The sequence below is a fragment of the Pseudonocardia sp. P1 genome (assembly GCF_000178675.2).
GTDB lineage: Bacteria > Actinomycetota > Actinomycetes > Mycobacteriales > Pseudonocardiaceae > Pseudonocardia.
The window spans coordinates 4256668-4279730 of the sequence record NZ_ADUJ02000001.1 but is presented as its reverse complement, the minus strand read 5'-3'; the positions used below and the strand labels follow the sequence as shown (position 1 = coordinate 4279730).

The window sequence follows — 23063 nt, the reverse complement described above, 5'->3', positions numbered from 1 at the left end:
GGGTCACAGCCCGCCGGTCTGCAGCAGCCGGTTCGGCGTGCCCCCGGTCTCGCCGCCGCTGATCTTCCCTCCGACGGCGTTGTCGAGCATCCACGACCGCACCGTCGCCGCGGGCTGGTCGCCGCGGGCCTGCTTGTAGAGGGCCGCGACACCGGCGGCGAACGGGGCCGCCATCGACGTCCCGGTGTAGGAGGCGGTGCCCCCGCCCGGCACCGGGGCGACGATCCGGGAGCCCGGCGCGTAGAGCGACACGCAGCGCCCGGTGGAGGAGTTGGAGGCCCGGCGGTCCTCGATGGTGGAGTTCGCGACGACGAGCACGCCGTCGACGGCCCGGGGCAGCGCGGTGCAGTCGTCGCCGCCGGTGTTGCCCGCCGACGACGCCGAGAACACCCCGGCACCGATCATCCGCTTCACGGCCTGCTCCAGCATCGGCGAGTTGCCGTAGCTCCAGGACATGACCGCCACCGACGGGCCGCGCTTGTTCTGCACGACCCAGTCGATCCCGGCCAGGAGCGACGACAGCGTGCCGGTGCCGTTGCAGTCCAGGACCTTCACGGCGCGGACGTTCGCGCCGGGCGCGACGCCGTAGTCCTTCGCGGCGGCGATCCCGCCGACGACGGTGCCGTGCCCGTCGCAGTCCTCGTTGCGCTGGTCGATCGTGTTGGTCTCCAGCTTCGCCCGGCCGCCGAACTGCGGGTGGCTCGCGTCCACACCGGTGTCGAGCACGAACACGTCCACACCGGAGCCGTCCGCGGTGTGCCGGTACCGCCCGTCGAGCGGGAGGTCCGGCTGGTCGATCCGGTCGAGACCCCAGTTGCCGGGGGCCTGCTCGTCCTGCGCCGGGTCGGCCGGTGCGTCCTGGTGGGTGCCCTGCGGGTCGACCGCACTGATCGTCCGGTCCTCCTCGACGCCGACCACGCCCGGCCGTCCGCGCAGCTCGGCGGCCTGCGTCGCGTCGAGCTGCGCGGCGAAGCCGTGCACGACGGTGTCGAAGGTGACGCTCGGCCGGGCGCCGACCGACTCGGCGGCGGCCCGGGTCTGGCCGGCCGAGGCGGTCTGCACCAGGTAGCCGGTCGGCGCCCCCGGCGCGGTCTCGGCGGCGGACGCCTGGGTCGCGAGGGGAACACCGAGAGCCACCGCCAGGACACCGGCAGTGACCGAGCGGGCGGCACTGGAACGCAGGAGGCTCACGGACAGCGACGCTATTCGCCTGTGACGGATGGTGCGAGAGACACGATGGTGTCTCGGGTGAACGGCGGTACCGGTGGGGTGAACGAGGTTTCGGGTGCGGACGGGGCGCAGGTACCCCGCTCCGGCCTGCGACCGGTCACGAGAGGCGGCCGTGCACCGCCACCTCGGTCGCCTTCACGGCGAACCACACGTCGTGACCGGGTTCGACACCCAGATCGGCGACGGCGGCCGGCGTGACGTCCGCGGCGAGGCCGTCCGTCCAGGCGGGGCCGCCGGCCGGCGCCGCGGCCCGGAGCCGCACGGCGTCGCCCCGCGGTTCGAGCGCCGCCACCCGCACCCGGAACACGTTGCGCGGGCTCCCGTCGGGCCGGTCGACGTGCACCGACACCGCCGACGGCGGGAACACCGCCACGGCGGGCTCGCCGTGGGCGACCTCGACCGCCCGGCCGTACAGCTCGACGCCGTCGGCGGTGCGGATCCCGTCGCCGTCCGCGGTGCCGGGGACCAGGTCGAGGCCGGCGATCCGGGCCGAGAACGGGCTGCGCGGGCGGGCCAGCACGTCGCGTGCCGGTCCCTGCTCGACGATCCGCCCGCGGTCCAGGACGACCACCTGGTCGGCGAGCACGAGGGCGTCCAGCGCGTCGTGGGTGACCAGCAGCGCGGTCTGCTTGGCGTCGGCGATCACCCGCCGGAGGAGGGTCCGCATGGCGGGCGTGGCGTCGACGTCGAGCGCGGCGAGCGGCTCGTCGAGCAGGAGCAGCCCGGGCCGCGGGGCGAGCGCGCGGGCGAGCGCGACGCGCTGCTGCTGCCCGCCGGAGAGCTGGGCCGGGCGACGGGCGGCGAGCTCGCCGACGCCGACGTCGCCCAGCAGGCCACGGGCACGCTCGTCGGCCTCGGCCCGCGGGGTGCCCTGCGCCCGCGGCCCGAAGGCCACGTTGGCCAGCGCGGACAGGTGCGGGAACAGCAGCGCCTCCTGGGCGAGCAGCCCCACGCCCCGCCGGTGCGCCGGGACGAACGCGCCGGTCGCGGTGTCGAGCAGGGTGCGCCCGCCGACCCGCAGGTGCCCGCTGTCCGGCCGGAGGAGCCCGGACAGGACACCGAGCATCGTCGACTTCCCGGCCCCGTTCGGCCCGAGGACGGCGAGGACCTCCCCCTCGGCGACGCTCAGCTCCAGGTCGAGGGCGAAGCCGTCCCGCTCCAGACGGGCGGCGAGCTCGACGCCGCTCATCCGCGGCCGTCCATCCCGCGCGGCCGGCCGACCACGATCACGACGAGCGACACCACCACGAGCAGCAGCGACAGCGCGACCGCGCCGGCGACGTCGGTCTCGCCCTGCAGGTAGACCAGCAGCGGCAGGGTCCGGGTGGTGCCCTCCAGGCTGCCGGCGAACGCGATCGTCGCGCCGAACTCGCCCATGCACCGTGCGAAGGCGAGCACCAGCCCGGAGGCCAGCCCGGGCAGCACCAGCGGCACCGTCACCCGGCGGAACGCCAGCCCCGGGGACGCGCCGAGGGTCGCGGCGGTCGCCTCGTACCGCTCGCCCGCGGTCCGCAGCGCTCCCTCCAGGGAGACGATCAGGAACGGCATCGCGACGAACGTCTGGGCCAGCACCACCGCGACCGTGGTGAAGGGGATGAAGATCCCGAAGGCGGCGTCCAGGCCGTCGCCGACCAGGCCGTTCGCCCCGAGCAGGAACAGCAGCGAGAGACCGCCGACGACCGGCGGCAGCACCAGGGGCAGCAGCACGACCGAGCGGATCCCCCGCATCAGCCGGGGCAGCCGGTTGATGCGGCCCCGGGCGAGGACGACGGCGAGCGGCCCGCCCAGCAGCAGGCACAGCGTCGTCGACACCGCGGCCGTGACCAGCGACAGCCGCAGCGCCGACAGGGCGGCGGTGCTGGTCAGCAGGCTGGGCATCTCCGCCCAGTCGGCCTCCCACAGCAGCCCGGCGACGGGCAGCGCGATGAGCAGGAAGCCGATGCCGGCCGGGACCCACATCCACGCCGGCAGCCCGACGCCGGTGCCGTGCCGGTCGGCCGCGCCCTCCCGGCGGCGTGGACGCTCCGGGGCCGCCACCGTCACAGGTGCCCGCCGGGTGTCTCCACCACGACGTTCGTCGACTTGATCACCGCCACCGCCAGCGCGCCCGGCTCGAGCCCGAGGTCACGGACGGCCTCGCTGCTCATCAGCGACACGACGCGGTGCGGCCCGCACTGCATCTCCACCTGGGCCATCACGGTGTCGGCGATGACCGAGGTGACGAGCCCGACCATGCGGTTGCGGGCCGAGCGCTGGACCACCGACGGGTCCGGCGGCGCCGACGCGTGGTCACGCGCGAACTCGGCCAGCGCGGCGCCGTCGATCACCTTGCGGTTCGACGCGTCGTTCTGCACCGGCAGCGTCCCCGCTTCCACCCACCGGCGGACGGTGTCGTCGCTGACGCCGAGCAGGCGGGCGGCCTCGGAGATCCTGAAGTGCGGCACGGACCGGATACTAGGGTCCGCCGCTGCGGCGGTGCCACGGCGGGAGAGTACGCAACTCCCGACCCTCGTCGCGTGCCGGTCCGCGGGGGCGTGTGATGTGATCGCGGCGTGGACTTCGCACCCAGTGCCGTGGCGACCGACTACACCGCGCGCATGCGCGCCTTCCTCGACGAGAAGGTCCTGCCCGCCGAGGCGGAGTACGACGCCTTCCGCGCCGAGCGGCGCGGCACGGCGGCGGAGTGGGACCTCCCGCCGGTCGTGGAGGACCTGAAGGCCGACGCCCGCGGGCGCGGTCTGTGGAACCTGTTCCTGCCCGCCCTGTCCGGCCTGTCGAACCTGGAGTACGCGCCGGTCGCCGAGGTCTCCGGCTGGTCGCCGGTGATCGCCCCGGAGGCGATCAACTGCCAGGCCCCGGACACCGGGAACATGGAGACGCTGCACCTGTTCGGCACCGACGAGCAGAAGGAGCAGTGGCTGGAGCCGCTGCTCGCGGGCGAGATCCGGTCCGCGTTCGCGATGACCGAGCCGGACGTGGCGTCCTCCGACGCCACCAACATCGAGACCCGCATCCGCCGCGACGGCGACGACTACGTCATCGACGGGCGGAAGTGGTGGATCTCCGGCGCCGCCGACGAGCGCTGCCGGGTCTTCATCGTGATGGGCAAGACCGATCCCGAGGCCTCGACCCACCGCCAGCAGTCGATGATCCTGGTCCCGCGCGACGCCCCCGGGCTGGAGATCGTCCGGCACCTGCCGACCTTCGGCTACCAGGACCAGCACGGCCACTCCGAGCTGCGGTTCGACGGCGTTCGGGTGCCGGCGTCGAACCTGCTCGGCGAGGAGGGTGGCGGCTTCGCGATCGCCCAGGCCCGGCTCGGCCCGGGGCGCATCCACCACTGCATGCGGCTGATCGGGATGGCCGAGCGGGCGCTGTCGCTGATGACCGAGCGGGCGCAGTCCCGGGTCGCGTTCGGGCGGCCGCTGGCCGACCAGGGCGTCGTCCGGGAGCAGATCGCGCTGTCCCGGATGGAGATCGAGCAGGCCCGGCTCCTGACGCTGAAGACGGCGTGGCTGATCGACGAGCACGGCGCCAAGGGCGCGGCCACCGAGATCGCCGCGATCAAGGTCGTGGTGCCGCGGACGGCCTGCGCCGTGATCGACCGGGCGATGCAGGTGCACGGCGGTGCGGCGATGAGCGACGACACCCCGCTGGCCTACTTCTACGCCTGGGCCCGCGCGCTGCGCTTCGCCGACGGCCCGGACGAGGTGCACATCCGCTCGGTGGCCCGCCAGGAACTCAAGGCCCACCCGCGGCCCGAGTAGTCGCACCGGCCCTGCCCGTTCGACTAGGTACACGGTGACTAGTTCCGCATCTGCGTGCGTGTGGCCAGAGCCACTCCCGCGGCTGCGGATCATGTGGTTGAGCTGCGGAAACCCGCCCTGGGCGACCGCCGGGGGACACGGTTAGCCTCGGGGACATGACCACCGAGCTCGGACTTCCGGCGCTGCGGGGCGGCCCGTCGCGGGACCCCGCCCGGCCCGACGATCCGCGGCTGATCGACGGGTTCGGACGGGTGGCGACCGATCTCCGGATCTCGCTCACGGACCGCTGCAACCTGCGCTGCACCTACTGCATGCCCGCCGAGGGCCTCGACTGGATGCCGCGCGACGAGCAGCTGACCGACGACGAGCTCAACCGGCTCATCGCCGTCGCCGTGCACGAGCTCGGCGTCGAGGAGCTCCGCTTCACCGGCGGCGAGCCGCTCCTGCGCAAGGGCCTGGAGAACGTGTTGTCCGCGGCGTCGTCGCTGCGGCCGCGGCCCGACATGTCGCTGACCACGAACGGGATCGGGCTGGCCCGGCGCGCGGAGTCGCTCGCGGCGGCCGGGGTGAACCGGCTCAACGTCTCGCTGGACACCCTGCGCCCGGAGCGGTTCGCCGAGATCACCCGGCGGGACCGGCTGCAGGACGTCCTCGACGGCATGGCCGCCGCGCAGGCCGCAGGGCTGTCGCCCGTCAAGATCAACACGGTGCTGCTCCGCGGCGTGAACGACGACGAGGCGGCCGATCTCCTGGAGTTCGCGCTGGCCCACGGCTACCAGCTGCGGTTCATCGAGCAGATGCCGCTCGACGCCCAGCACGGGTGGCGCCGCTCGGAGATGATCACGGCCGAGGAGATCCTGGAGCGCCTGGAGCAGCGGTTCGTCCTGACGGAGTCGGACGAGGACCGTGGGGGCGCGCCGGCCGAGAAGTTCGTCGTCAACGGGGGCCCCGCCACCGTCGGGGTGATCGCCTCGGTGACGCGGCCGTTCTGCGGCGCCTGCGACCGGACCCGGCTCACCGCCGACGGCCAGGTCCGCACCTGCCTGTTCGCCACCGGCGAGACCGACCTGCGGGCGATGCTGCGCGGCGGCGCGTCCGACGCCGACATCGCCGCCACCTGGCGCGACGCCATGTGGGGCAAGAAGGCCGGCCACGGCATCGACGACCCCGGGTTCCTGCAGCCCGCGCGCCCGATGAGCGCTATCGGAGGATGAGCATGACCACGAGCGTCACCCCGGACCTCGCGACCCGGACCCTCACGGTCCGCTACTTCGCGGCCGCCAAGGCCGCCGCCGGCACGCCCGAGGAGACCGTCGAGCTGCCCGCCGGCGCGACCGTCGCCGACGCCGTCGCCACGCTGCGGGCCGCGCACGGCCCGGAACTGGCCCACGTCCTGCAGCGGTGCAGCTTCCTGCTCGACGAGGTCGCCGTCCGGGACCGGTCGGTGGCGCTCGGCGGGGCGGCCGCACTCGACGTGCTGCCGCCGTTCGCCGGGGGCTGACCCGCCGGGCTCAGCCCGCCGCCAGGTCCAGGATCGTCAGCGTCCCGTCCTTGAGGTTGCTGACGTAGGCCTTCTTCCCGTTCGGCAGCACCGCGATGCTGGTCGGGCCGTTGCCGACGGGCAGCGTCGCGGTGACCGTGAAGGTGTCGGCGCTGATCACCGACACCGTGTTGTCGGTGACGTTCGCGGTGTAGGCGAACCGGCCGTCCCGCGACCAGGCGATGGCCTGCGGGTTCGTCCGCACCGGCACGGTGGCGAGCACGGTGTTGCTCCCGGTGTCGGTGAAGGACACCGACGCCGAGTCGTAGTTGACGTTGGCGACCATCGGCCGGGCCGGGTTGACGGCGACGCTGTGCGGGCTCCGTTCCACCGGCACCTCGGCGACGACGGCGTCGTCCGACGTGTCGAGCGCGCTGATCAGGTTCGACTCGTGGTTGGCGGTCCAGAAGCGCGTGCCGTCCGGGGTGATCGCGACCCAGTGCGGGTTCGGGGCGACCTTGATCTCGCTCGCGACCCGGTTCGTCGCGGTGTCGATCACCGAGACCGTCCCGGAGTCGTGGTTGGGCACGTAGACCTTGCTGCCGTCGGGGGTGACGGCGAGCGCGAACGGCCGGGTCTGCACCGGGACCGTCGCGACGACCGAGTTCGTGGTCGTGTCGAGCACGGCGACCGTGGCGATCGTGCGTGCCTCGTCGAACACGCTCACGTAGACGTGCCGCCCGTCCGGTGCGAACGCGAGGTACTGCGGCGGGCCCTCGGGCACCTCGATGGTGGCGATCTCCCGGTTCACCGACGTGTCGATCACCGTGACGACGCCCGCCGCCCGGTTGGCGACGTAGGCCAGCCGTCCGTTCGGGGACACCACGACGAAGCCCGACGTCGGCCCGGCCGGGACGGTTCCGCCGAGGGTCGGGATGGGGACCGCGACGGCGACGCCGTCGGGTGCCGCCGGTTCGGTCGCGGTGCTGTCACCGAGCAGGAGCCCGAACCCGCCGGTGCCGAGGTAGACCGCCCCGGCGGCGAGGACGAGCACCGCCACGACCGCGACGGCGAGGAGCCTGCTCCGGCGGCGGGGACGCTCCTCCGGGAGCGGGGCCGGGTCGCCGACGGTCGTCGGCGGGCCCGGTGGGGGTGCCGTCCCGCCACCCGGGGCCCGCGGGTCCGGCTGCGGAGCGGTGACGGGACCACCGGTACCGGGTGGTCCGCCGGAGCCGTTGGTGGACGTCCCGTACGCGTAGCCGTTCGCGGGTGGTGGGGCGGCGGACGGCAGCCCGGATCCGGCCGGGGTGGACGACGCCGGGGCCGCGGCGGCCGATGCCGGCGGCGGCCAGGTGCCGGGCCGCGGCATACCCGCCGCGGACTCCGCGGCGCGCGGCATCCCCGCGGACTCCGCGGGGCGCGGCATCCCCGCGGACTCCCCCGCGCGCGGCATCCCCGCGGACTCCCCCGGGCGCGGCATCCCCGCGGTCCCCCCGGGGCGCGGCATCCCGGCGGTCTCCCCCGGGCGCGGTGTCCCCGCCGCCTCCCCCGGACGCGGCAATCCGGCGGACTCCGCGAGGCCCGGCGTCCCGGAGGGTTCCGCGGGACGCGGGATCCCCGCCGCGTGCTCGGCGGGCCGGGGCACACCGCCCTCGGCGGGCCGGGGCATCCCGGCCGGCCCGGCGGAGGTCTGCGTCCCGGCAGCGGCGCGGTCGGCACGCTGCGCCCCGGGTTCCTGCGCGTCACCCGAGGCACTCCTGCCGACGGTGGCACCGGCGGCTCCCGCGGCGGCCACCGCCCCGGCGGCTCCCGCCGCACCCACGGCGCCCGGCGCCGCCGACCGCCGCTCCGGCGGCGGGACCGTCTCCACCCGGGCTGCGGCACCACCGGCACCGGACGCCGAGAGGTCCCCGCGCGCGAGCTCCGCCGCGCCTAGGGCGACGGCGTACTTGGGGTGTGCGTCGACCACGATCGGCCGTCCGAGCTCCTCGGACAGCATCCGCGCGACCAGCGGGATCCGGGAGGAACCACCGACCAGGAGCACCGAGCCGAGCTCGGCGGGCGCGACCCCGGCCGAGTGGAGGGTGCGGGTCAGCGCCCCGATCGTCGACTCCACCTGGGCCCGGATCATGCCCTCGAAGTCGCCCAGGGTGAGCCGCACGTCGAAGTGCCGCTGCGGCAGGAACACCGGGATCGTCGTCTCGGTGTCGACCGACAGCGCCTCCTTCGCCAGCACGCAGTCCTGGCGGAGCCGGGCCATCGCCACCGACGTCTGCAGGTCGCCCAGGTCGAGCTCGGTCAGCGCGTTGCCGGACTGGTAGTTGACGTAGGACAGGATCGCCTCGTCGAAGTCGACGCCGCCGAGCCGCTCGATCCCCTCCGGGGTGCCGAGGATCTCGATGCCGTCGCCCTTCTTGCGCAGCACCGTCGCGTCGAACGTCCCGCCGCCCAGGTCGTAGACGGCCACGGTGTCGTCCTCGGCCAGGCGGCGCGCGGCCGCGTAGTGCGCGGCGGCGGCCTCCGGCTCGGTGACCGCCCGCAGCACCGTCGTCGGGCCGCCGTGCAGCCCGGCCGACTCCGGGACCTCGTCGAAGAGCTCCCGCCGGTACGGCCCCCAGTTCGCCGGGTGGGTGAGCACCAGGCGCTCGGGCGGAACGCCCTCGGTGCCGCCCACCCGATCGACGACGTCGCGCAGCACCGCGCCGAGCAGCATCGACACCGGGAACTCGGACCCGCCCAGGAACACCGGGGTCGGGTCGCCGAGGCGCCGCTTGAACTCCCGCGAGACCCGGTCCGGCCTGCTCACGGCGCGCCGGACCGCGGCCTCGCCGCTGACCAGCACGCCGTCCTCGCGCGCGTACACCGCGGCCGGTGACACGACACTGCGGTCCCCGAGGGTGAACATCTCCACCTGGGACGCGTGCGCGACAGCCGCGGCGACGAACGTCGTGCCGAGGTCGACCCCCAGGCAGTAGGACACCGTCGCACCTCCCGTTCCGACCCGTGACACTCGCCACAGAGCGCGCGGCGTTACGGGGGACGCGCAAGGGGGCTGTCCCTACCTCCGGGTGGGGTCCGCACGCTTCCGCCACCACCCCGGGCGGGGCACGCTCGGCGCATGACCGTCGATCCCGCGTGCCGGGACACGGGCGCGGGTCCACCGGACGGCGGGACCGCGGCCGGGTGGACCCAGTGGTCGCAGCGGCGTGGGCTGGAACGCCGGCTCCACGACGGCGCCGCGCTGCGGCTCTCGGCGCTCGCGCTGCAGCTCGGGCTGGTCCGCCACCGGCTGCCCGACGACGACGTCGAGCTGCACGGGGCCGTCGACGACCTCCAGGGCGAGCTGCACGCGGTCCTCCAGGAGCTGCGCGGGATCGCCGCCGAGCTGTACCCGCCGCTGCTCGACGAGGCCGGGCTCGGCCCGGCGCTGCGCGAGGAGTCGGCGCGGCGCGGCCTGCCGGTGACCGTCGAGGTGCCCGACGACCGGTTCGGACCGTCCGCCGAGGGTGCCGCCTACTTCGCCGTCGTCGCGGCGCTGGACCCGTGCCACGCGGAACGGCTCGTCGTGACCGTCCGCCGGGACCACCACGACCTGCTGCTGCGGCTGGACGGCCTCCGGCCGGCCGGTGCCGCCCGGGTCCGGGACACCGCCGGGATCCTCGGCGGGTCGGCCGGGCCGGCCGTGGGAGCCGGCCCCGGCACCGTGACGATCACTGCGAGGTTCCCGTGCGGGTAGCGCTGGCCGAGGACGGGGCGTTGTTCCGGGAGGGCCTGCTGATGCTGCTGCGGGCGGCCGGGCACGAGGTCGTCGGGTGTGCTGCGGGCGGCGACGAGCTGGTCGCGATCCTCACCCGGGAACGGGCCGACGTCGCGCTGCTCGACATCCGCATGCCCCCGGAGCCCGACGGCGGGCTGGTCACCGCCGAGCGGCTCCGTGCCCTCTACCCGGACATGGGCCTGCTGTTCCTGTCGCACTACGCCGAGTCGCACTACCTGATGCGGATCCTCGACATCGGCACCGACGCGATCGGCTACCGGCTCAAGGAGAAGGTGGGCAGCGTCGAGGTCCTCACCGACACCCTGGACCGGATCCGGGACGGAGAGATCGTGATCGAGCCGGTGCTGGCGAAACGCCTGGTCGAACGACCCCGGGGGGACCGCCGCGATGCCCTGTCCGGGCTGACCGAGCGGGAGCTCGACGTGCTGCGGCTGATGGCCGAGGGCCGCTCGAACGCCGGCATCGCCGGGCAGCTCTACGTGACCCCGAAGGCCGTGGAGAAGCACATCGCGAACATCTTCGGCAAGCTCGGCCTGACCGCGGAGACCGCCGAGCAGCACCGGCGGGTGCTCGCGGTGCTCACCTACCTCCGTTCGCAGGACGGCGGCTGAGCCGCCCGGTCCTTGGCCGGCGGCATCGGCCGGGCCTAGCGTTGCGCTGCTCGTATCCGGGAGCGGGTGGTGGGGATGGGACGGGCCGCGGCAGCACGTCTGGTGCCCCCGTTCGTCGTCGGGGCCGGTGTCCTCGCGGTGGTCGTGCCGGTCGTCGGCACGGGGCCGTGGGCGGGGCCGGGCCCGCGGGGCGTCGTCACCGCGTTCGTGGCCGCCGCCCTCGCCGCCGTCGGCACCACCGCGGTGCTGCCGCTGCTCGACCGGTGGGCCCGCCGGCTGGACCCGCGCCGCGCCGCCACCCCGTACTCGGCCCTCGCCCGCGCCACCGCCGGGATCCGGTCCGGGAGCCTCCCGGCCGCGCTGCCCGGCCTGGCCGGGGCCGTCGCCGAGGGCACCGGCGCCGAGCGGGCCGTGGTGTGGCTGACCGTCGAGGACCGGCTGGTCGCCGCCGCGGTGCACCCGCCGGGCGGCGCGGACGGGGCCGGCTCCGGTGAGGACGGCACCGGCGAGGTCTCCGTGCCGGGGCTCGCCGTGCTCCTCGCGCGGCCGGGCACCGACCACGTCGTGCCGGTGCTGGACGGCGGGCACCTCCGGGCGGCACTGGCGATCGGCAAGGCCGACGCCCCGGTCACCGCGGACGACCGGCGGCTGCTGCGCGACCTCGCGAACGGCGCCGGTGCGCTGCTGCGCGAGGTGCAGCACGGCGTCGAGCTGGAGGCGCGGGTCCGCCGGGCGGACGAGCTGGCCGACGAGCTGCAGCGGTCCCGGGAGCGTCTCGGCCGGGCCCGCGACGTCGAGCGGCGCCGGCTGGTCGGCGAGCTCTCGCACGCCACCGCCGGCCGGTTCGTCGCGCTGCGCGACGGGTTGAAGGGCGCCCGCGGCGAGCTGGCCGCCGGTGCCCCGCCCGACGACGTCCGGGCCGGACTGGCCCGCACCCGGGAGGGCCTCGAGGAGCTGCTCGAACGCTTCCGTGCGATCGCCCGCGGCGTCTACCCGTCGGTGCTGCGCGACCAGGGCCCGGCGGCGGCGCTGGAGGAGCTGGCCGCCGACCTCCCGCGGGTCGTGCGGGTGGGACCGGCGCCCGACCGGCGGCTAGACTGGGAGATCGAGTCGGGGATCTACTACCTGGCCGCGGCGGCGGTGCAGCACCTGGCGGCCCGCCCCGGCCCGGAGCTGTCGGTGGAGTTCGACCGGGCCGGTGGACGGCTGACGGTCCAGGTCGACGACCCCGGCACCGGCGGCACCGCGGGGCTCGGCGAGGCGCTCGCGATCGACGCCGAGCGGCTCGACGCGCTCGGCGGGACCGTCGACGTCACCGGTGCGGGGACGGGCGCGGTCGTCGTGCGGGCCTGGCTGCCGGAGCGGCTCGAACCGCTGGTCGAACCGGCCCGCGGGGTGTTCCCGTGACCGGCCCCCGCGGCCGGCCGGGCGAGCGCGTCCTCGTCGGCGGGCTGACGGTCGTGCTGGTGACGGCCGTCGCGGGCGGTGTCCTCGCGGGGGTGCACGCCGTGCTGGTCGGCGCCGGCCTGACGCTCCCGGTGGCGGCCGTGGTCGCCGCCGTCCCGGTCGCCGCCGGTTTCCTGCCGCTGTACACGGCCGCCCGGCGCCTGGTCGACCGTGCGGTCCGCGGCGACCGGCCGACGCCCTACGGCGTGCTGGCCGGGGTGACCGCGCTGTCCCGGTCCGCGCCCGCGGACACCCCCGACCTCGCCGGGGCGGCCGAGGCCGTCGCCCGCGGTGTCGGGGCCACCACCTGCCGGCTGACCGTCCACCGGAGCGGGCTGCGGGACCGCGCCTACACCTGGACGGCGGCGGGCACCGTCGCGGCGACCGGTGACGCCCTCGTCCGGGTGCCGGTGCGGCTGGGCGAGGAGGAGCTCGGGGAGCTGGCCGTGGACCGTGCCGCGGCGCGGGCGCTGCGCGGCGAGTGGGCGACCCTGCTGGCCGACATCGCCGACGGACTCGCGGTGGCGGTGCACGCGAACCGCTCGGCGGTCGAGCTGGAGCGCCAGCTGCGGGCGGCGCTGGCGCACGGCGAGCGGATCGCCGCGGCCCGCCGGGACGCCGTCGCCGCGATGGACGCCGAGCGGCGCCGGATCGAGCGCGACCTGCACGACGGCGCCCAGCACCACCTCGTCAGCCTCGGCCTGAGCCTCGGCCTGGTCGAGCACCTGGTGTCGGCCGGGCGGCCGGAGCAGGCCCGCGCCGGTCTGGACGAGCTGCTGGAGCGGGTCGACGCGGCGGACGCGGTGCTGGCCGAGACCGTCGGCGGGGTCTCCTCCGCCGTGCTGGCCGGGCAGGGACTGGTCGCCGTGCTGCGGGACACCCTGGCCGGGTCCGAGCCGCCGGTGACCGTCGAGCACGACGGCGTGCCCGCGGGGCGGCGCTACCCGGACGGGATCGGCGACACCGCGTACTTCTGCTGCCTGGAGGCGGTGAACAACGCGCGCAAGCACGCGCCGGGGGCTCCGGTGACCGTGACCATCGCGGAGCGGGACTCGACGCTGCGGATGGCGGTGCGCGACGAGGGCCCGGGCTTCGTCCCGGACCCGGGGCCGGGCTCCCCCCGCGGACAGGGCCGCGGCCTGCGGAACCTCACGGTGCGGCTGGTGGCGGTCGGCGGGACGGTCGCGGTGCGGTCCGCGCCCGGCGCCGGGACGACCGTCCTGTGGTCGTTGCCGCTGCCCCCGGACCGCGAGGGCGTCGTGGACCCGGAGGAGCCGGAGCTCCCGGAGCACGGGGCCGACGGGCGGGCCGGGCGCGCGCCCGACGGGTTCCCGACCGAGGTCGGGGAGCTGCTCCGGACCGGAGCCGGGGTCTACGCCGGCACCCCGCACGCGGCGGCGCTCGGGGCGACGGCGGACGCGCTCGGCCGGGTCCCGGCGGGCGACCGCGTGGCCCGGATGCGGGGCGCGCGCGCCGCGCTGGCCGCGCTGGAGGAGGTGCTGGGCACCGTCCGGCCGGTGCCGCGGGGTGCCGACCGGCTGCGCTACCTCGTCGACCGGCTGCGGTCCGAGGCCCACGAGCTGGTGGAGGCGGAGCTGGCCGAGGCCCTGCGCGGGCCCGGCCCGGTGCTGCCGGGTGAGCTGCGCGCGTCCGCCGAGCGGCTGCTGGGGATGCTGGGGGTGGCGCCGCGGACCCGGCTGGGGCTCCCGGCCGACGCCGGCGCCGACGAGGTCCGCCGCGCGGCCGAACTCGAACTGGCCCGCTGGCAGCGGCTGGCGGCGCACCCGAGTGCCACCGGAACCGTGCGGGACGCCGCGCCGGTGCTGGTCCGGACCTGCGAGCGGCTGCTCGCCGACCGTCCCGGCTGACCCGGCGCGGTGTCTCACGCGGCGGCGAGGGCCGGCTCGTCGGCCAGGGCGTCGGCGCCGTAGAGGTCCTCGACCCAGTGCGGCTGGTAGATCGTGTCCAGGTAGCGCTCGCCCAGGTCCGGCGCCAGCGCGACGCAGGTCGTGTCCGGCGTGCCGTGCTCGGCCAGCCACGCCTCGGCGCCACTGACGACGGTGCCGGTGGAGCCGCCGAACAGGTAGCCGGTACGGGCCAGGCGGTGGCAGGTGCGGACCGTGTCGGCCTCCTCGACCAGCACGACGTCGTCGACGTAGGACTCGTCGAGCTGTGGCGGACGCTCACCGCTGCCCAGGCCCGGGATCATCCGGCGCGACGCCGGACCGCCGAAGGTCACCGAGCCGACGCTGTCGACGGCGACGATGCGGACGTCCGGGTTCCACTCGCGGAAGAACCGGGCGACACCCATCAGCGTGCCGCAGGTGCCCGCACCGACGAAGACGACGTCGACGTCCGGGAACTCGCGGGCGATCGCCGGGCCGGTGGTGGCGTGGTGCGCCATCCAGGCGTTCGGGTTCTCGTACTGGTTCAGCCAGACGAAACGCTCGTCGGACTCGCACAGCTCCCGGACGTGGTTCTTGCGGGCGCCGAGCAGACCGCCCTCGGGGTCCGGCTCGGTGATCACGTGCACCTCGGTGCCCAGCGACTCCATCAGCCGTCGGGTCGCCAGGTTGCAGCGGGAGTCGGTCACGCACACGAACCGGTAGCCGCGGTTGGCGGCGATCATGCTGAGCGCCACCCCGAGGTTGCCGGACGAGGACTCGACCAGGAACGAGCCCGGCCGCAGGATCCCGTCCCGCTCGGCGGCCTCGATCATCGCGGTCGCGGCCTTCAGCTTCACCGAGCCGGCGAAGTTGAAGCCCTCGCACTTGAGGTACAGGGCGTGCCCGACGACCGACCGGAGGTCGACGTACAGGTCGTCCTGGTTGAACTGCTGGGGGCCGGTGATGACGGTCATGGGATTCGCCTCGTTTCCGCTCGTTGCGACTGCCGTCAACGGTCGCGGCACGGGGCCTCCCGCTCGATCGTGTGCACACCCGCTCCGCCGGAGGCGCCCCCCGTTCCGTGGTGGGGTCAGCACCCGCGTGCGGGCACCGCCCCACGGGGGGTCCGCCCGGCTCCGCCGGAGCCGCGCGCGGCGGATGCTCGGCATGTCCGGCCCCAGCCGGTCACCGCGATCCCCACCGGCGAGGAGCGCCATGTCCGCACCGACCGTCCCGGGCCCGCCCGTCGTCAGAAGTGGCTATACGGGCCCCGCGCACGCCGTACAGCCGTTGACCCGCCCGGACGCCGGTGCCAGCCTTCCGAGCTGCGTCAGTGACCGGGGGCAACCGGCCGGTGCCCTCCCGTCGCCCGGGGGAGGCCAGGTGCCGCAGCACGCCGGATCACCGGTTCCGGGACCCGGACCGCGGATCTCCGAGCTGGTGCTGGTCGACACCGAACGGCCCCAGGGACGCCGCGTGCGCCGGGACGAGCGGCTGGACCACCTGTTCGAGCAGCGGTGCGACTGGAACCGGAGCTACGGCCGTCCGGACCGGCTCGCCGTGGACTCCCCCGAGCTGTCGCTGACCTACGACGAGCTCGACGCCCGGGCGAACCGCCTGGCCCGCTACCTGCGAATGCGGGGCGTGCGCTGCGGGGACAGGGTCGCGCTCCTCATCGACGTGCCGGTGCACGCGCACGTCGCGATGCTCGCCGTCCTCAAGATCGGCGCCACCTACGTCGCCCTGGACGTCACCGCGTCGACGGGGCGGCTGGTCTACATCGTCGAGGACGCACGGGCCTCCGTCGTGCTGTCGCTGTCGCACCTGGCGCAGCGGGTGGACCGGATCGAGCTGCTGACCGCGAGCGGTGCGGAGCTCGTGCACCTCGACGCGGTCGCACCGCTGGTCGACGAGCTCGACGGTCGCCGCCTGATCGACGCCGAACGCGGCGTCCTCGACAACCCGCTCGCCTACATCAGCTACGCGTCGGTGTCGGGCAGGCCCGAGGGCGTGGCGATCGACCACGCGAGCATCGGCAACTTCGTGAAGGTCGCCGCGGAGACCTACGGCATCCGCACCGAGGACCGCGTCTACCAGGGGATGCCCCTCGCGTTCGACTTCGCCGTCGAGGAGATCTGGGTCCCGTGGACGTGCGGGGCGACACTGGTGCCGCGCCCGCCCGGTCCCCCGCTGCTCGGCCCCGCGCTCACCGCATTCCTCACCGAGCACCGGGTCAGCGCGCTGTGCACCGTCCCGGAGGTCCTCGCCACCCTCGACGCGGACCTGCCGGACCTGCGCTTCCTGCTGGTCTGCGGCAAGGACGCCGGCCCCGACCAGCTGCGCCGCTGGTGCCGGCCGGGCCGGCGGCTGCTGAACGTCTACGGCCCGACCGAGGCGACCGTGACGGCGACCTGGGCCGAGGTGCGTCCGGTCGGCCCGGTGACGATCGGGCTCCCGCTGCCGACCTACAGCACCGTCGTCCTCGACGTCGCGGACCCGCACCGGGCGCTGCCGCACGGGCAGGCGGGCGAGATCGGGATCGCCGGGATCGGGCTGGCCTGCGGCTACCTCAACCACGACGACCTGACCGAGCAGGTCTTCGTCCGGGACTTCCTGGAGATCCCCGGCAACCCGTCGGGGCGCATCTACCGGACCGGGGACCTGGGCCGGGTCAACGCCGCCGGTGAGCTGGAGTACCTCGGCCGGGTCGGCGGGCGGGACCGGGACCGGGACCGCTACGGGCCGCGGACCGCGCTCGACCCGGCTCCGGCCACCGTGGCCGCCGCCGCACCCGCCCCGGTCCCGGAGAGCGCGCCGGCCGCCGGTCCGACGACGACGCTGACCGAGGTGCTGTCCGGTGTCCTGGGCGCGCCGGTGGGTCCCGACCAGCACTTCTTCGACGACCTCGGCGCCGACTCCATGACGATGGCCCGGTTCTGCGCGACGCTGCGCGGCCGCGACGACCTGCCGCCGGTCTCGATGAAGGACGTCTACCGGTACCCGACGGCCCGGGCGCTGGCCGCGGCCGTCGCCGACGACGGGTCCAGCCCGGCCCAGCGGAGCCTGCTGGAGGCGCTGGCCGGGGTGCTGGGCGCCCCGGTGGGGCCCGACCAGCACTTCTTCGACGACCTCGGCGCCGACTCCATGACGATGGCCCGGTTCTGCGCGGTCCTGCGCAAGCGGGTGGACCTGCCCCCGGTCTCGATCAAGGACGTGTACCGGTACGGCACCGTGCGCGAGCTCGCGGCCGGGCTGGGCCTGGCCGGTCCCGGGTCCGGTGGCGGTGAGCCGGCGCAGCAGGCCCCGGACGGCGAGATCGCGCTGCCCGACCCGGTCGGCACGCCGCGGCACGCGCTCTGCGGCACCCTGCAGGCGCTGGTGTTCCTGCTCTACCCGGCGCTGCCGATGCTGATGACCTACCGGGGCCTCGAGTGGGCGCTGGCGGGCACCGGGCCGGTCGAGGTCTACCTGCGGGTGGTGGCCTTCGCCGGAGCGACGTTCGTGCTGCTGTGCGCCGTGCCGATCGCGGCCAAGTGGCTGCTGGTGGGCCGGTGGCGGCCCCAGCAGATCCGCGTCTGGAGCATGGCCTACCTGCGGTTCTGGTTCGTCCGGTCGCTGATCCGGTCCAGCCCGCTCGCGCTCTTCGTGGGCTCGCCGGTCTACGTGTTCCACCTCCGCGCGCTGGGGGCGCGGATCGGCGGCGGCGTCACGGTGCTGACCCGGCAGGTGCCGGTGTGCACCGACCTCCTCTCGATCGGGCGGGACACCGTCGTCCGCAAGGACTCGTTCCTGTCCGGCTACCGGGCGCGCGACGGGGTCGTCCAGATCGGGCCCGTCACGCTCGGCCGGGACGTGGTCGTCGGGGAGAAGACGGTGCTCGACATCGGCACGGCGATCGGCGACGGCGGCCAGCTCGGGCACACCTCGTCGCTGCACACCGGGCAGGTGGTCCCGGCCGGGGAACGCTGGCACGGGTCGCCGGCCCGCCGGACGGACACCGACTACCGCGTCGTCCCGGCGCTGCCCTGCTCCGCGCTGCGCCGGGCGCTGTTCGCCGGGATGCAGCTGCTGGTCCCGCTCCTCGTGGGCATGCCGCTGGTCCTCGGCGGGGCGGCCCTGCTGCTCACCCTCACCCCGGTCGGCGCGCTCGCCGACACCGGCACCCCGGCGTTCACCGCACCCGGGTGGTACGCCGAGGTGCTGCTGGCCTCGACGCTGATGTTCGCCGGGGGCACCCTCCTCGCGCTGCTGGCGGTGGGCACCGTCCCGCGGCTGCCGGCGCTCCTGGTGCGCCCGGACCGGGTGTACCGGCTGCACGGCGTCCACCACTGGCTGCACGGGCTGGTGTCCGGGAGCACCAACCGGAAGTTCTTCACCGAGCTGTTCGGCGACTCGTCGTTCGTCGTGGGCTACCTGCGCTGGCTGGGGTACCGGCTCACCCCGGTCGTCCAGACCGGCTCGAACTTCGGGATGGCGGTCCGGCACGGGTCCCCGTACCACTGCTCGGTCGGGCGGGGCACGGTCGTCGCGGACGGGCTGTCGATGATCACCACCGACTACTCGGCGTCGTCGTTCCGGGTGTCGCGGGTGTCGATCGGCGCCGACAACTTCCTCGGCAACAACATCGCCTACCCGCCGCAGGGCCGCACCGGCGACAACTGCCTGCTCGCGACGAAGGTGATGGTCCCGATCGACGGGCCGGTCCGGGAGGGTGTCGGCCTGCTCGGCTCGCCGTGCTTCGAGATCCCCCGCTCGGTGGAGCGGGACACCGGCCTGGAGCTGCCGGAGGACGAGCTGCACCGGCAGCTGGCCGAGAAGGACGCGCACAACGAGGTGAGCATCCTGTTGCGCCTGCTGACCCGCTGGCTGCACCTGACCGGTGTGCTCCTGCTGGCCACCGCGGCGTGGGAGCTGTCCCGCACCGTCGGGGTGTGGGCGTTCCTGCCGCTGCCGGCGGCGACGCTGCTGTTCACCGTCGCGTTCTTCGTCCTGGTCGAGCGGGCGACCGAGCACATGCAGACCCTCGCCCCGGACGGCTGCTCGATCTACGACCTCACGTTCTGGCGGCACGAGCGCGCCTGGAAGATCCCGTCCGAGTCGTACTTCCCGACCTTCGACGGCACCCCGTTCAAGGCCGTGCTCTGGCGGCTCCTGGGCGTCCGGATCGGCCGTCGCGTGTTCGACGACGGCTGCTTCCTCACCGAGCGCTCCTTCACCGCGATCGGCGACGGCTGCACGCTGAACGCCGGGAGCATCGTCCAGTGCCACTCGCAGGAGGACGGCGCGTTCAAGTCCGACCGGACCGTCCTCGACTCCGGTGTGACCCTCGGGGTCGCGGCGTTCGTCCACTACGGCGTGCGGATCGGCGCGGACGCGGAGATCGCCGCCGACTCCTTCCTGATGAAGGGCGAGGAGGTGCCCGCCAGGGCGTACTGGGGCGGCAACCCGGCGGGCGAGATCCGTTCCGGGCGCCCCGCCCCCGCCGGTGCGGTACCGCCCGCGCCACCGGTCCGGCAGGCCGCCTGATGCGCCGGCCCCACCCGATCCCACCTCCCGAGAGGACGATCCGATGACCACCCGGCCCGCTCTGCCGACCCCGCCGGGCCGGCCCGCGCCTCCCGTCACACCGGGCACCGCACCGCCGGCGTCCGCGCTCCCGGTCCCGCCGGCCGCCACGCCGGACGGGCCCGGCCCGGCCGCGCCCCCGTCACCTCCGTCCGGGACGCGGGCACCCGCCACCCGGATCCCCCGCTGGACGACCGATCCGGTCCCCGGCACGGGCGTCGCCGACGTCGCGCTGCCCACCGACGGGCCGGTCGGGCCGGCCGCCCTGCTCGCCGCGCACGCCCGGGTCCTCGCGGCGCTGTCCGGCGAGACGGGGATCGTGACCGGTGTCCGCGGCGCGGCGGGCGCGGCCCCCGTGGCCCGGCGGCTCGACACCACCGCAGGGTCCTGGCGGGACCTGGTGGAGGCGGCCGGGGAGAACCCCGCGGTCCCGGAGGACGCCGGGTTCGAGACCGTCCTCGACCCGTACGGCGACCCGGGCGACCCCACCGGCGACGTCGTGCTGACCGTCGGCGTGGTGACCGGCTCCGACGGGCCGCTGCTGCGGCTGCGCTTCCGCACCGACGTCGCCGACGCCGGGTTCGCCGCGCGGATCGCCGGCTACCACCTCACGGCGCTGGCCGCGCTCACCGCGGAGCCGGACGCCGCCCCCGCCCGGCGCTCCCTGCTCGCCGACGACGAGCTGCACCACCAGCTCACCGAGCGGGACGGTCCCGACCGCGAGCTGCCGGACGCCCGGTTCCACGAGCTCGTCGAGCGGCGGGTCGCGGCCCACCCGGACGCCGTCGCCGCGGAGCTCGGAGACGTGCGGTGGACCTACCGCGAACTCAACACCCGGGCGAACCGGCTGGCCAGGGCCCTGCTGGACCGCGGGCTCGCGCCGGAGGACCCGGTCGCGGTGGTGACCGAACGGAACCTCGGCTGGATGGCGTCGGTCCTCGCGGTGTTCAAGGCCGGTGGCGCCTACCTCCCGATCGAGCCGCACTTCCCGTCCGAGCGGATCGCGACGACGCTGTCCCGCGCCGGCTGCCGGCTGGTGCTCACCGAGCGGGGGAGCACGACGAACCTCGACGGGGCGCTGGCGACACTGCCCGGCAGCGGCACCGTCGGCACCGTCGACATCGACGACCCCGCCCTCGACGCGCTCCCCGGCACCGACCCCGGCCTGGAGATCGGTCCGGACCGGCTCGCGTACCTGTACTTCACCTCCGGCTCGACCGGCGTCCCGAAGGGCGCCATGTGCGAGCACGCCGGGATGCTCAACCACCTGTTCGCGAAGATCGAGGACCTGGGGGTCGGGGAGGGGCAGGCGGTCGCCCAGACCGCGCCGCAGTGCTTCGACATCTCGCTGTGGCAGCTGATGGCGGCGCTGCTCGTCGGCGGGCGGACCGTGATCGTCGAGCAGGAGCTGATCCTCGACGTCGCCCGGTACACCGACCGGCTCGCGGACGCCCGGGTCGACGTCGTCCAGGTCGTGCCCTCCTACCTGGAGGTCGTGCTGTCCTACCTGGACGCGAACCCGCGCGACCTGCCGGACCTGCACACCGTGTCGACGACCGGGGAGGCGCTCAAGCCCGAGCTCGCGGCGCGCTGGTTCGCGGCCCGGCCGGGCGTGCGGATCGCCAACGCCTACGGCCTGACCGAGACCTCGGACGACATCACCCACGCCGTCCTCGACCGGCTGCCGGCGCACGGCCGCGTCCCGCTGGGCCTGCCGGTGCGCAACACCGCCGTCCGGGTCGTCGACGACGACCTGGTGCCGGTCCCGCTCGGCGCGCCCGGCGAGATCGTCTGCTCCGGCGTCTGCGTCGGCCGGGGCTACGTCGGCGACCCCGAGCGGACCCGGCAGGTCTTCACCACCGACCCGTACCGGCCCGGGCAGCGGCTCTACCGCAGCGGCGACCACGGCCGGTGGCTCCCGGACGGCACCCTGGAGTTCCTCGGCCGCCGCGACACCCAGGTGAAGATCCGCGGGTTCCGCATCGAGATCGGCGAGATCGAGAACACCCTCGCCCGCGTCCCCGGCGTGCGGGACGCGGCGGTCGTCGTCGCCGAGCGGGCCGGCGGGAACAAGCACCTGGTGGCGTTCTACGCGTCCGGCGCCCCGATCGAGGACGTCCTGCTCCGCGAACGGCTGGCGGCGTCGCTGCCCGGCTACATGGTCCCGTCGGTGTTCCACCACCGCGACGCGCTGCCGCTGACCGCCAACAGCAAGGTCGACACGAAGGCGCTCGCCGCGATCGCCGCGGAGACGGACGCCGGGGACACCGCGGGGCCCGGCGACGGCCACGAGCCCCCGCAGGGCCCCACCGAGCAGCGGATCGCCGGCGTCGTCGCCCGGGTGCTGGACCTGCCGCCCGACGGGATCGACCGCCGGGACCACTTCTTCGACCTCGGCGGGACGTCGCTGTCCGCGGTGAAGGTCGTGATCGGACTGGACCGCGTGGTGTCGCTGGCCGACATCACCCGCCACCCCGTGCTCGCCGACCTGGCCGCGGTCGTCGACGGCCGGGTGGAGGCACCCACCGGGCTGCTGCTCCCGCTGCTGGACGACCCGTCCGCGACCGGGCTGCTGGTGTGCTTCCCCTACGCCGGCGGCAACGCGGTGAGCTACCGGCCGATGGCGGCGGAGCTGCGCGGCAGCGGTCTCGCAGTGCACGCCGTGGAGCTGCCCGGGCACGACCTCGACGCGGCCGAGCCCCGGCCGTTCGCCGAGCTCGGCGACGTCGCGGCCCGGGTCGCCGACGAGATCGTCGCGCTCGCGCCGGGCCGGGTCCTGCTCTGGGGGCACTCGGCGGGTGCCGCGTTCGCACTGGAGACCGCCCGGGCGCTGGAGACGCGCGGGACGGCCGTCGACCGGGTGTTCGCCGGCGCGCAGCTGCCCGGGTCCCCCGCGGCCCGGCGGGCCGCGGTCGCGGCGCTGACCTCGCTGGACGACGCCGAGGTCGCCGCGGGCCCGGTCGCCGAGGGCGGGCACCCCGGCCTCGGCGGGCTGGACGCGCCGCGGGCGGCCCGGGTCGGCGCCGCCTACCGGCACGACCACCGCTCGGCCAACCTGCTGCTCGCCGAGCTGCTGGAGGCCCCGCCCGCCGGGCCGGTGGCCGCGCCGGTGACGGTCGTCGTCGCCGCGGACGACCCGAGCACGACCGGCTACCCGGACCTCTACGACGGCTGGGCGGCGCTCGCCGGCCCGGTCGAGCTGGTCGAGCTCCCCGGCGGGGGCCACCACTTCCTGCGCACCCGTCCGGCCGACGCGGCCCGGGCCGTCACCGCCCACCCGGCGTCCTGACCCACCGACCG

At 75.6% G+C, this 23063-nt stretch carries 15 protein-coding genes; 9 read left to right on the top strand and 6 right to left on the bottom strand.

Annotation, left to right across the window (positions count from 1 at the left end):
* Positions 1-3 precede the first annotated feature (3 nt).
* The 4 genes from PP1_RS19620 to PP1_RS19605 all read right to left on the bottom strand — a co-directional run bounded on the left by PP1_RS19620 (position 4) and on the right by PP1_RS19605 (position 3674).
* Positions 4-1191: a S8 family peptidase gene (locus tag PP1_RS19620; protein WP_010224445.1), complete on the bottom strand. Its 1188-nt coding sequence runs from the start codon at positions 1189-1191 to the stop codon at positions 4-6.
* 136 nt (positions 1192-1327) lie between these two features.
* A complete protein-coding gene (locus PP1_RS19615; RefSeq protein WP_075314750.1) occupies positions 1328-2419 on the bottom strand; it encodes a sulfate/molybdate ABC transporter ATP-binding protein in 1092 nt (363 codons plus the stop codon).
* Entirely contained in the window at positions 2416-3273 is an 858-nt protein-coding gene (locus PP1_RS19610) for an ABC transporter permease (protein WP_010234408.1), read from the bottom strand. The genes PP1_RS19615 and PP1_RS19610 overlap by 4 nt, the downstream gene beginning before the upstream one ends.
* Positions 3270-3674 (bottom strand): TOBE domain-containing protein, encoded by a 405-nt coding sequence (locus tag PP1_RS19605; protein WP_010234411.1) that lies wholly within the window; start codon positions 3672-3674, stop codon positions 3270-3272. Before PP1_RS19605 ends, PP1_RS19610 begins: the two co-directional genes overlap by 4 nt.
* A 108-nt stretch (positions 3675-3782) precedes the next feature.
* Between PP1_RS19605 and PP1_RS19600 the strand changes: the two genes are divergently transcribed.
* From PP1_RS19600 to PP1_RS19590, 3 genes are all read left to right on the top strand, one after another.
* Positions 3783-4997 (top strand): acyl-CoA dehydrogenase family protein, encoded by a 1215-nt coding sequence (locus PP1_RS19600; protein WP_010234414.1) that lies wholly within the window; start codon positions 3783-3785, stop codon positions 4995-4997.
* Positions 4998-5152: 155 nt separating this feature from the next.
* Positions 5153-6211 (top strand): GTP 3',8-cyclase MoaA, encoded by a 1059-nt coding sequence (gene moaA, locus PP1_RS19595; protein WP_010234417.1) that lies wholly within the window; start codon positions 5153-5155, stop codon positions 6209-6211.
* 2 nt (positions 6212-6213) lie between these two features.
* Entirely contained in the window at positions 6214-6498 is a 285-nt protein-coding gene (locus PP1_RS19590; protein ID WP_010234420.1) for a MoaD/ThiS family protein, read from the top strand.
* Between the two features lie 10 nt (positions 6499-6508).
* On the opposite strand, the gene PP1_RS19585 is transcribed toward PP1_RS19590, so the two are convergent.
* Positions 6509-9457, bottom strand: a complete 2949-nt coding sequence (locus PP1_RS19585; RefSeq protein WP_075314752.1) for an Hsp70 family protein — start codon at positions 9455-9457, stop codon at positions 6509-6511.
* A gap of 138 nt (positions 9458-9595) precedes the next feature.
* Here PP1_RS19585 and PP1_RS19580 point away from each other — a divergent pair, with 138 nt between their 5' ends.
* The 4 genes from PP1_RS19580 (at position 9596) to PP1_RS19565 (ending at position 14180) form a co-directional block, all read left to right on the top strand.
* Positions 9596-10213 carry a histidine kinase gene (locus tag PP1_RS19580; RefSeq protein WP_010224141.1) on the top strand — a complete coding sequence of 206 codons (618 nt, stop codon included), beginning with the start codon at positions 9596-9598 and terminating at the stop codon, positions 10211-10213.
* On the top strand, positions 10204-10866 hold the full coding sequence (locus PP1_RS19575) for a response regulator transcription factor (protein ID WP_075297857.1): 663 nt from the start codon (positions 10204-10206) through the stop codon (positions 10864-10866). The genes PP1_RS19580 and PP1_RS19575 overlap by 10 nt, the downstream gene beginning before the upstream one ends.
* Before the next feature lie 75 nt (positions 10867-10941).
* On the top strand, positions 10942-12273 hold the full coding sequence (locus tag PP1_RS19570; RefSeq protein ID WP_139323978.1) for a HAMP domain-containing histidine kinase: 1332 nt from the start codon (positions 10942-10944) through the stop codon (positions 12271-12273).
* The gene (locus PP1_RS19565; protein WP_075314756.1) at positions 12270-14180 is read left to right on the top strand and encodes a sensor histidine kinase; all 1911 of its coding nucleotides are present in this window, start codon (positions 12270-12272) and stop codon (positions 14178-14180) included. Before PP1_RS19570 ends, PP1_RS19565 begins: the two co-directional genes overlap by 4 nt.
* Before the next feature lie 14 nt (positions 14181-14194).
* On the opposite strand, the gene sbnA is transcribed toward PP1_RS19565, so the two are convergent.
* Positions 14195-15172, bottom strand: coding sequence for a 2,3-diaminopropionate biosynthesis protein SbnA (gene sbnA, locus PP1_RS19560; protein WP_010231511.1), 978 nt, complete (start codon positions 15170-15172; stop codon positions 14195-14197).
* Positions 15173-15581: 409 nt separating this feature from the next.
* Between sbnA and PP1_RS19555 the strand changes: the two genes are divergently transcribed.
* Together PP1_RS19555 and PP1_RS19550 are read left to right on the top strand one after the other, a co-directional pair.
* Positions 15582-19724 carry a Pls/PosA family non-ribosomal peptide synthetase gene (locus PP1_RS19555; protein ID WP_010231513.1) on the top strand — a complete coding sequence of 1381 codons (4143 nt, stop codon included), beginning with the start codon at positions 15582-15584 and terminating at the stop codon, positions 19722-19724.
* 43 nt (positions 19725-19767) lie between these two features.
* Complete coding sequence (locus PP1_RS19550) at positions 19768-23052, top strand: non-ribosomal peptide synthetase (protein WP_083697255.1); 3285 nt, start codon at positions 19768-19770, stop codon at positions 23050-23052.
* Positions 23053-23063: the final 11 nt, after the last annotated feature.

Excerpts from the sequence above, each read along its gene's own strand:
- PP1_RS19615 (WP_075314750.1), bottom strand. The coding sequence starts at position 2,419 with ATGAGCGGCGTCGAGCTCGCCGCCCGTCTGGAGCGGGACGGCTTCGCC.
- moaA (WP_010234417.1), top strand. The coding sequence starts at position 5,153 with ATGACCACCGAGCTCGGACTTCCGGCGCTGCGGGGCGGCCCGTCGCGG.
- PP1_RS19590 (WP_010234420.1), top strand. The coding sequence starts at position 6,214 with ATGACCACGAGCGTCACCCCGGACCTCGCGACCCGGACCCTCACGGTC.
- PP1_RS19580 (WP_010224141.1), top strand. The coding sequence starts at position 9,596 with ATGACCGTCGATCCCGCGTGCCGGGACACGGGCGCGGGTCCACCGGAC.
- PP1_RS19570 (WP_139323978.1), top strand. The coding sequence starts at position 10,942 with ATGGGACGGGCCGCGGCAGCACGTCTGGTGCCCCCGTTCGTCGTCGGG.
- sbnA (WP_010231511.1), bottom strand. The coding sequence starts at position 15,172 with ATGACCGTCATCACCGGCCCCCAGCAGTTCAACCAGGACGACCTGTAC.
- PP1_RS19550 (WP_083697255.1), top strand. The coding sequence starts at position 19,768 with ATGACCACCCGGCCCGCTCTGCCGACCCCGCCGGGCCGGCCCGCGCCT.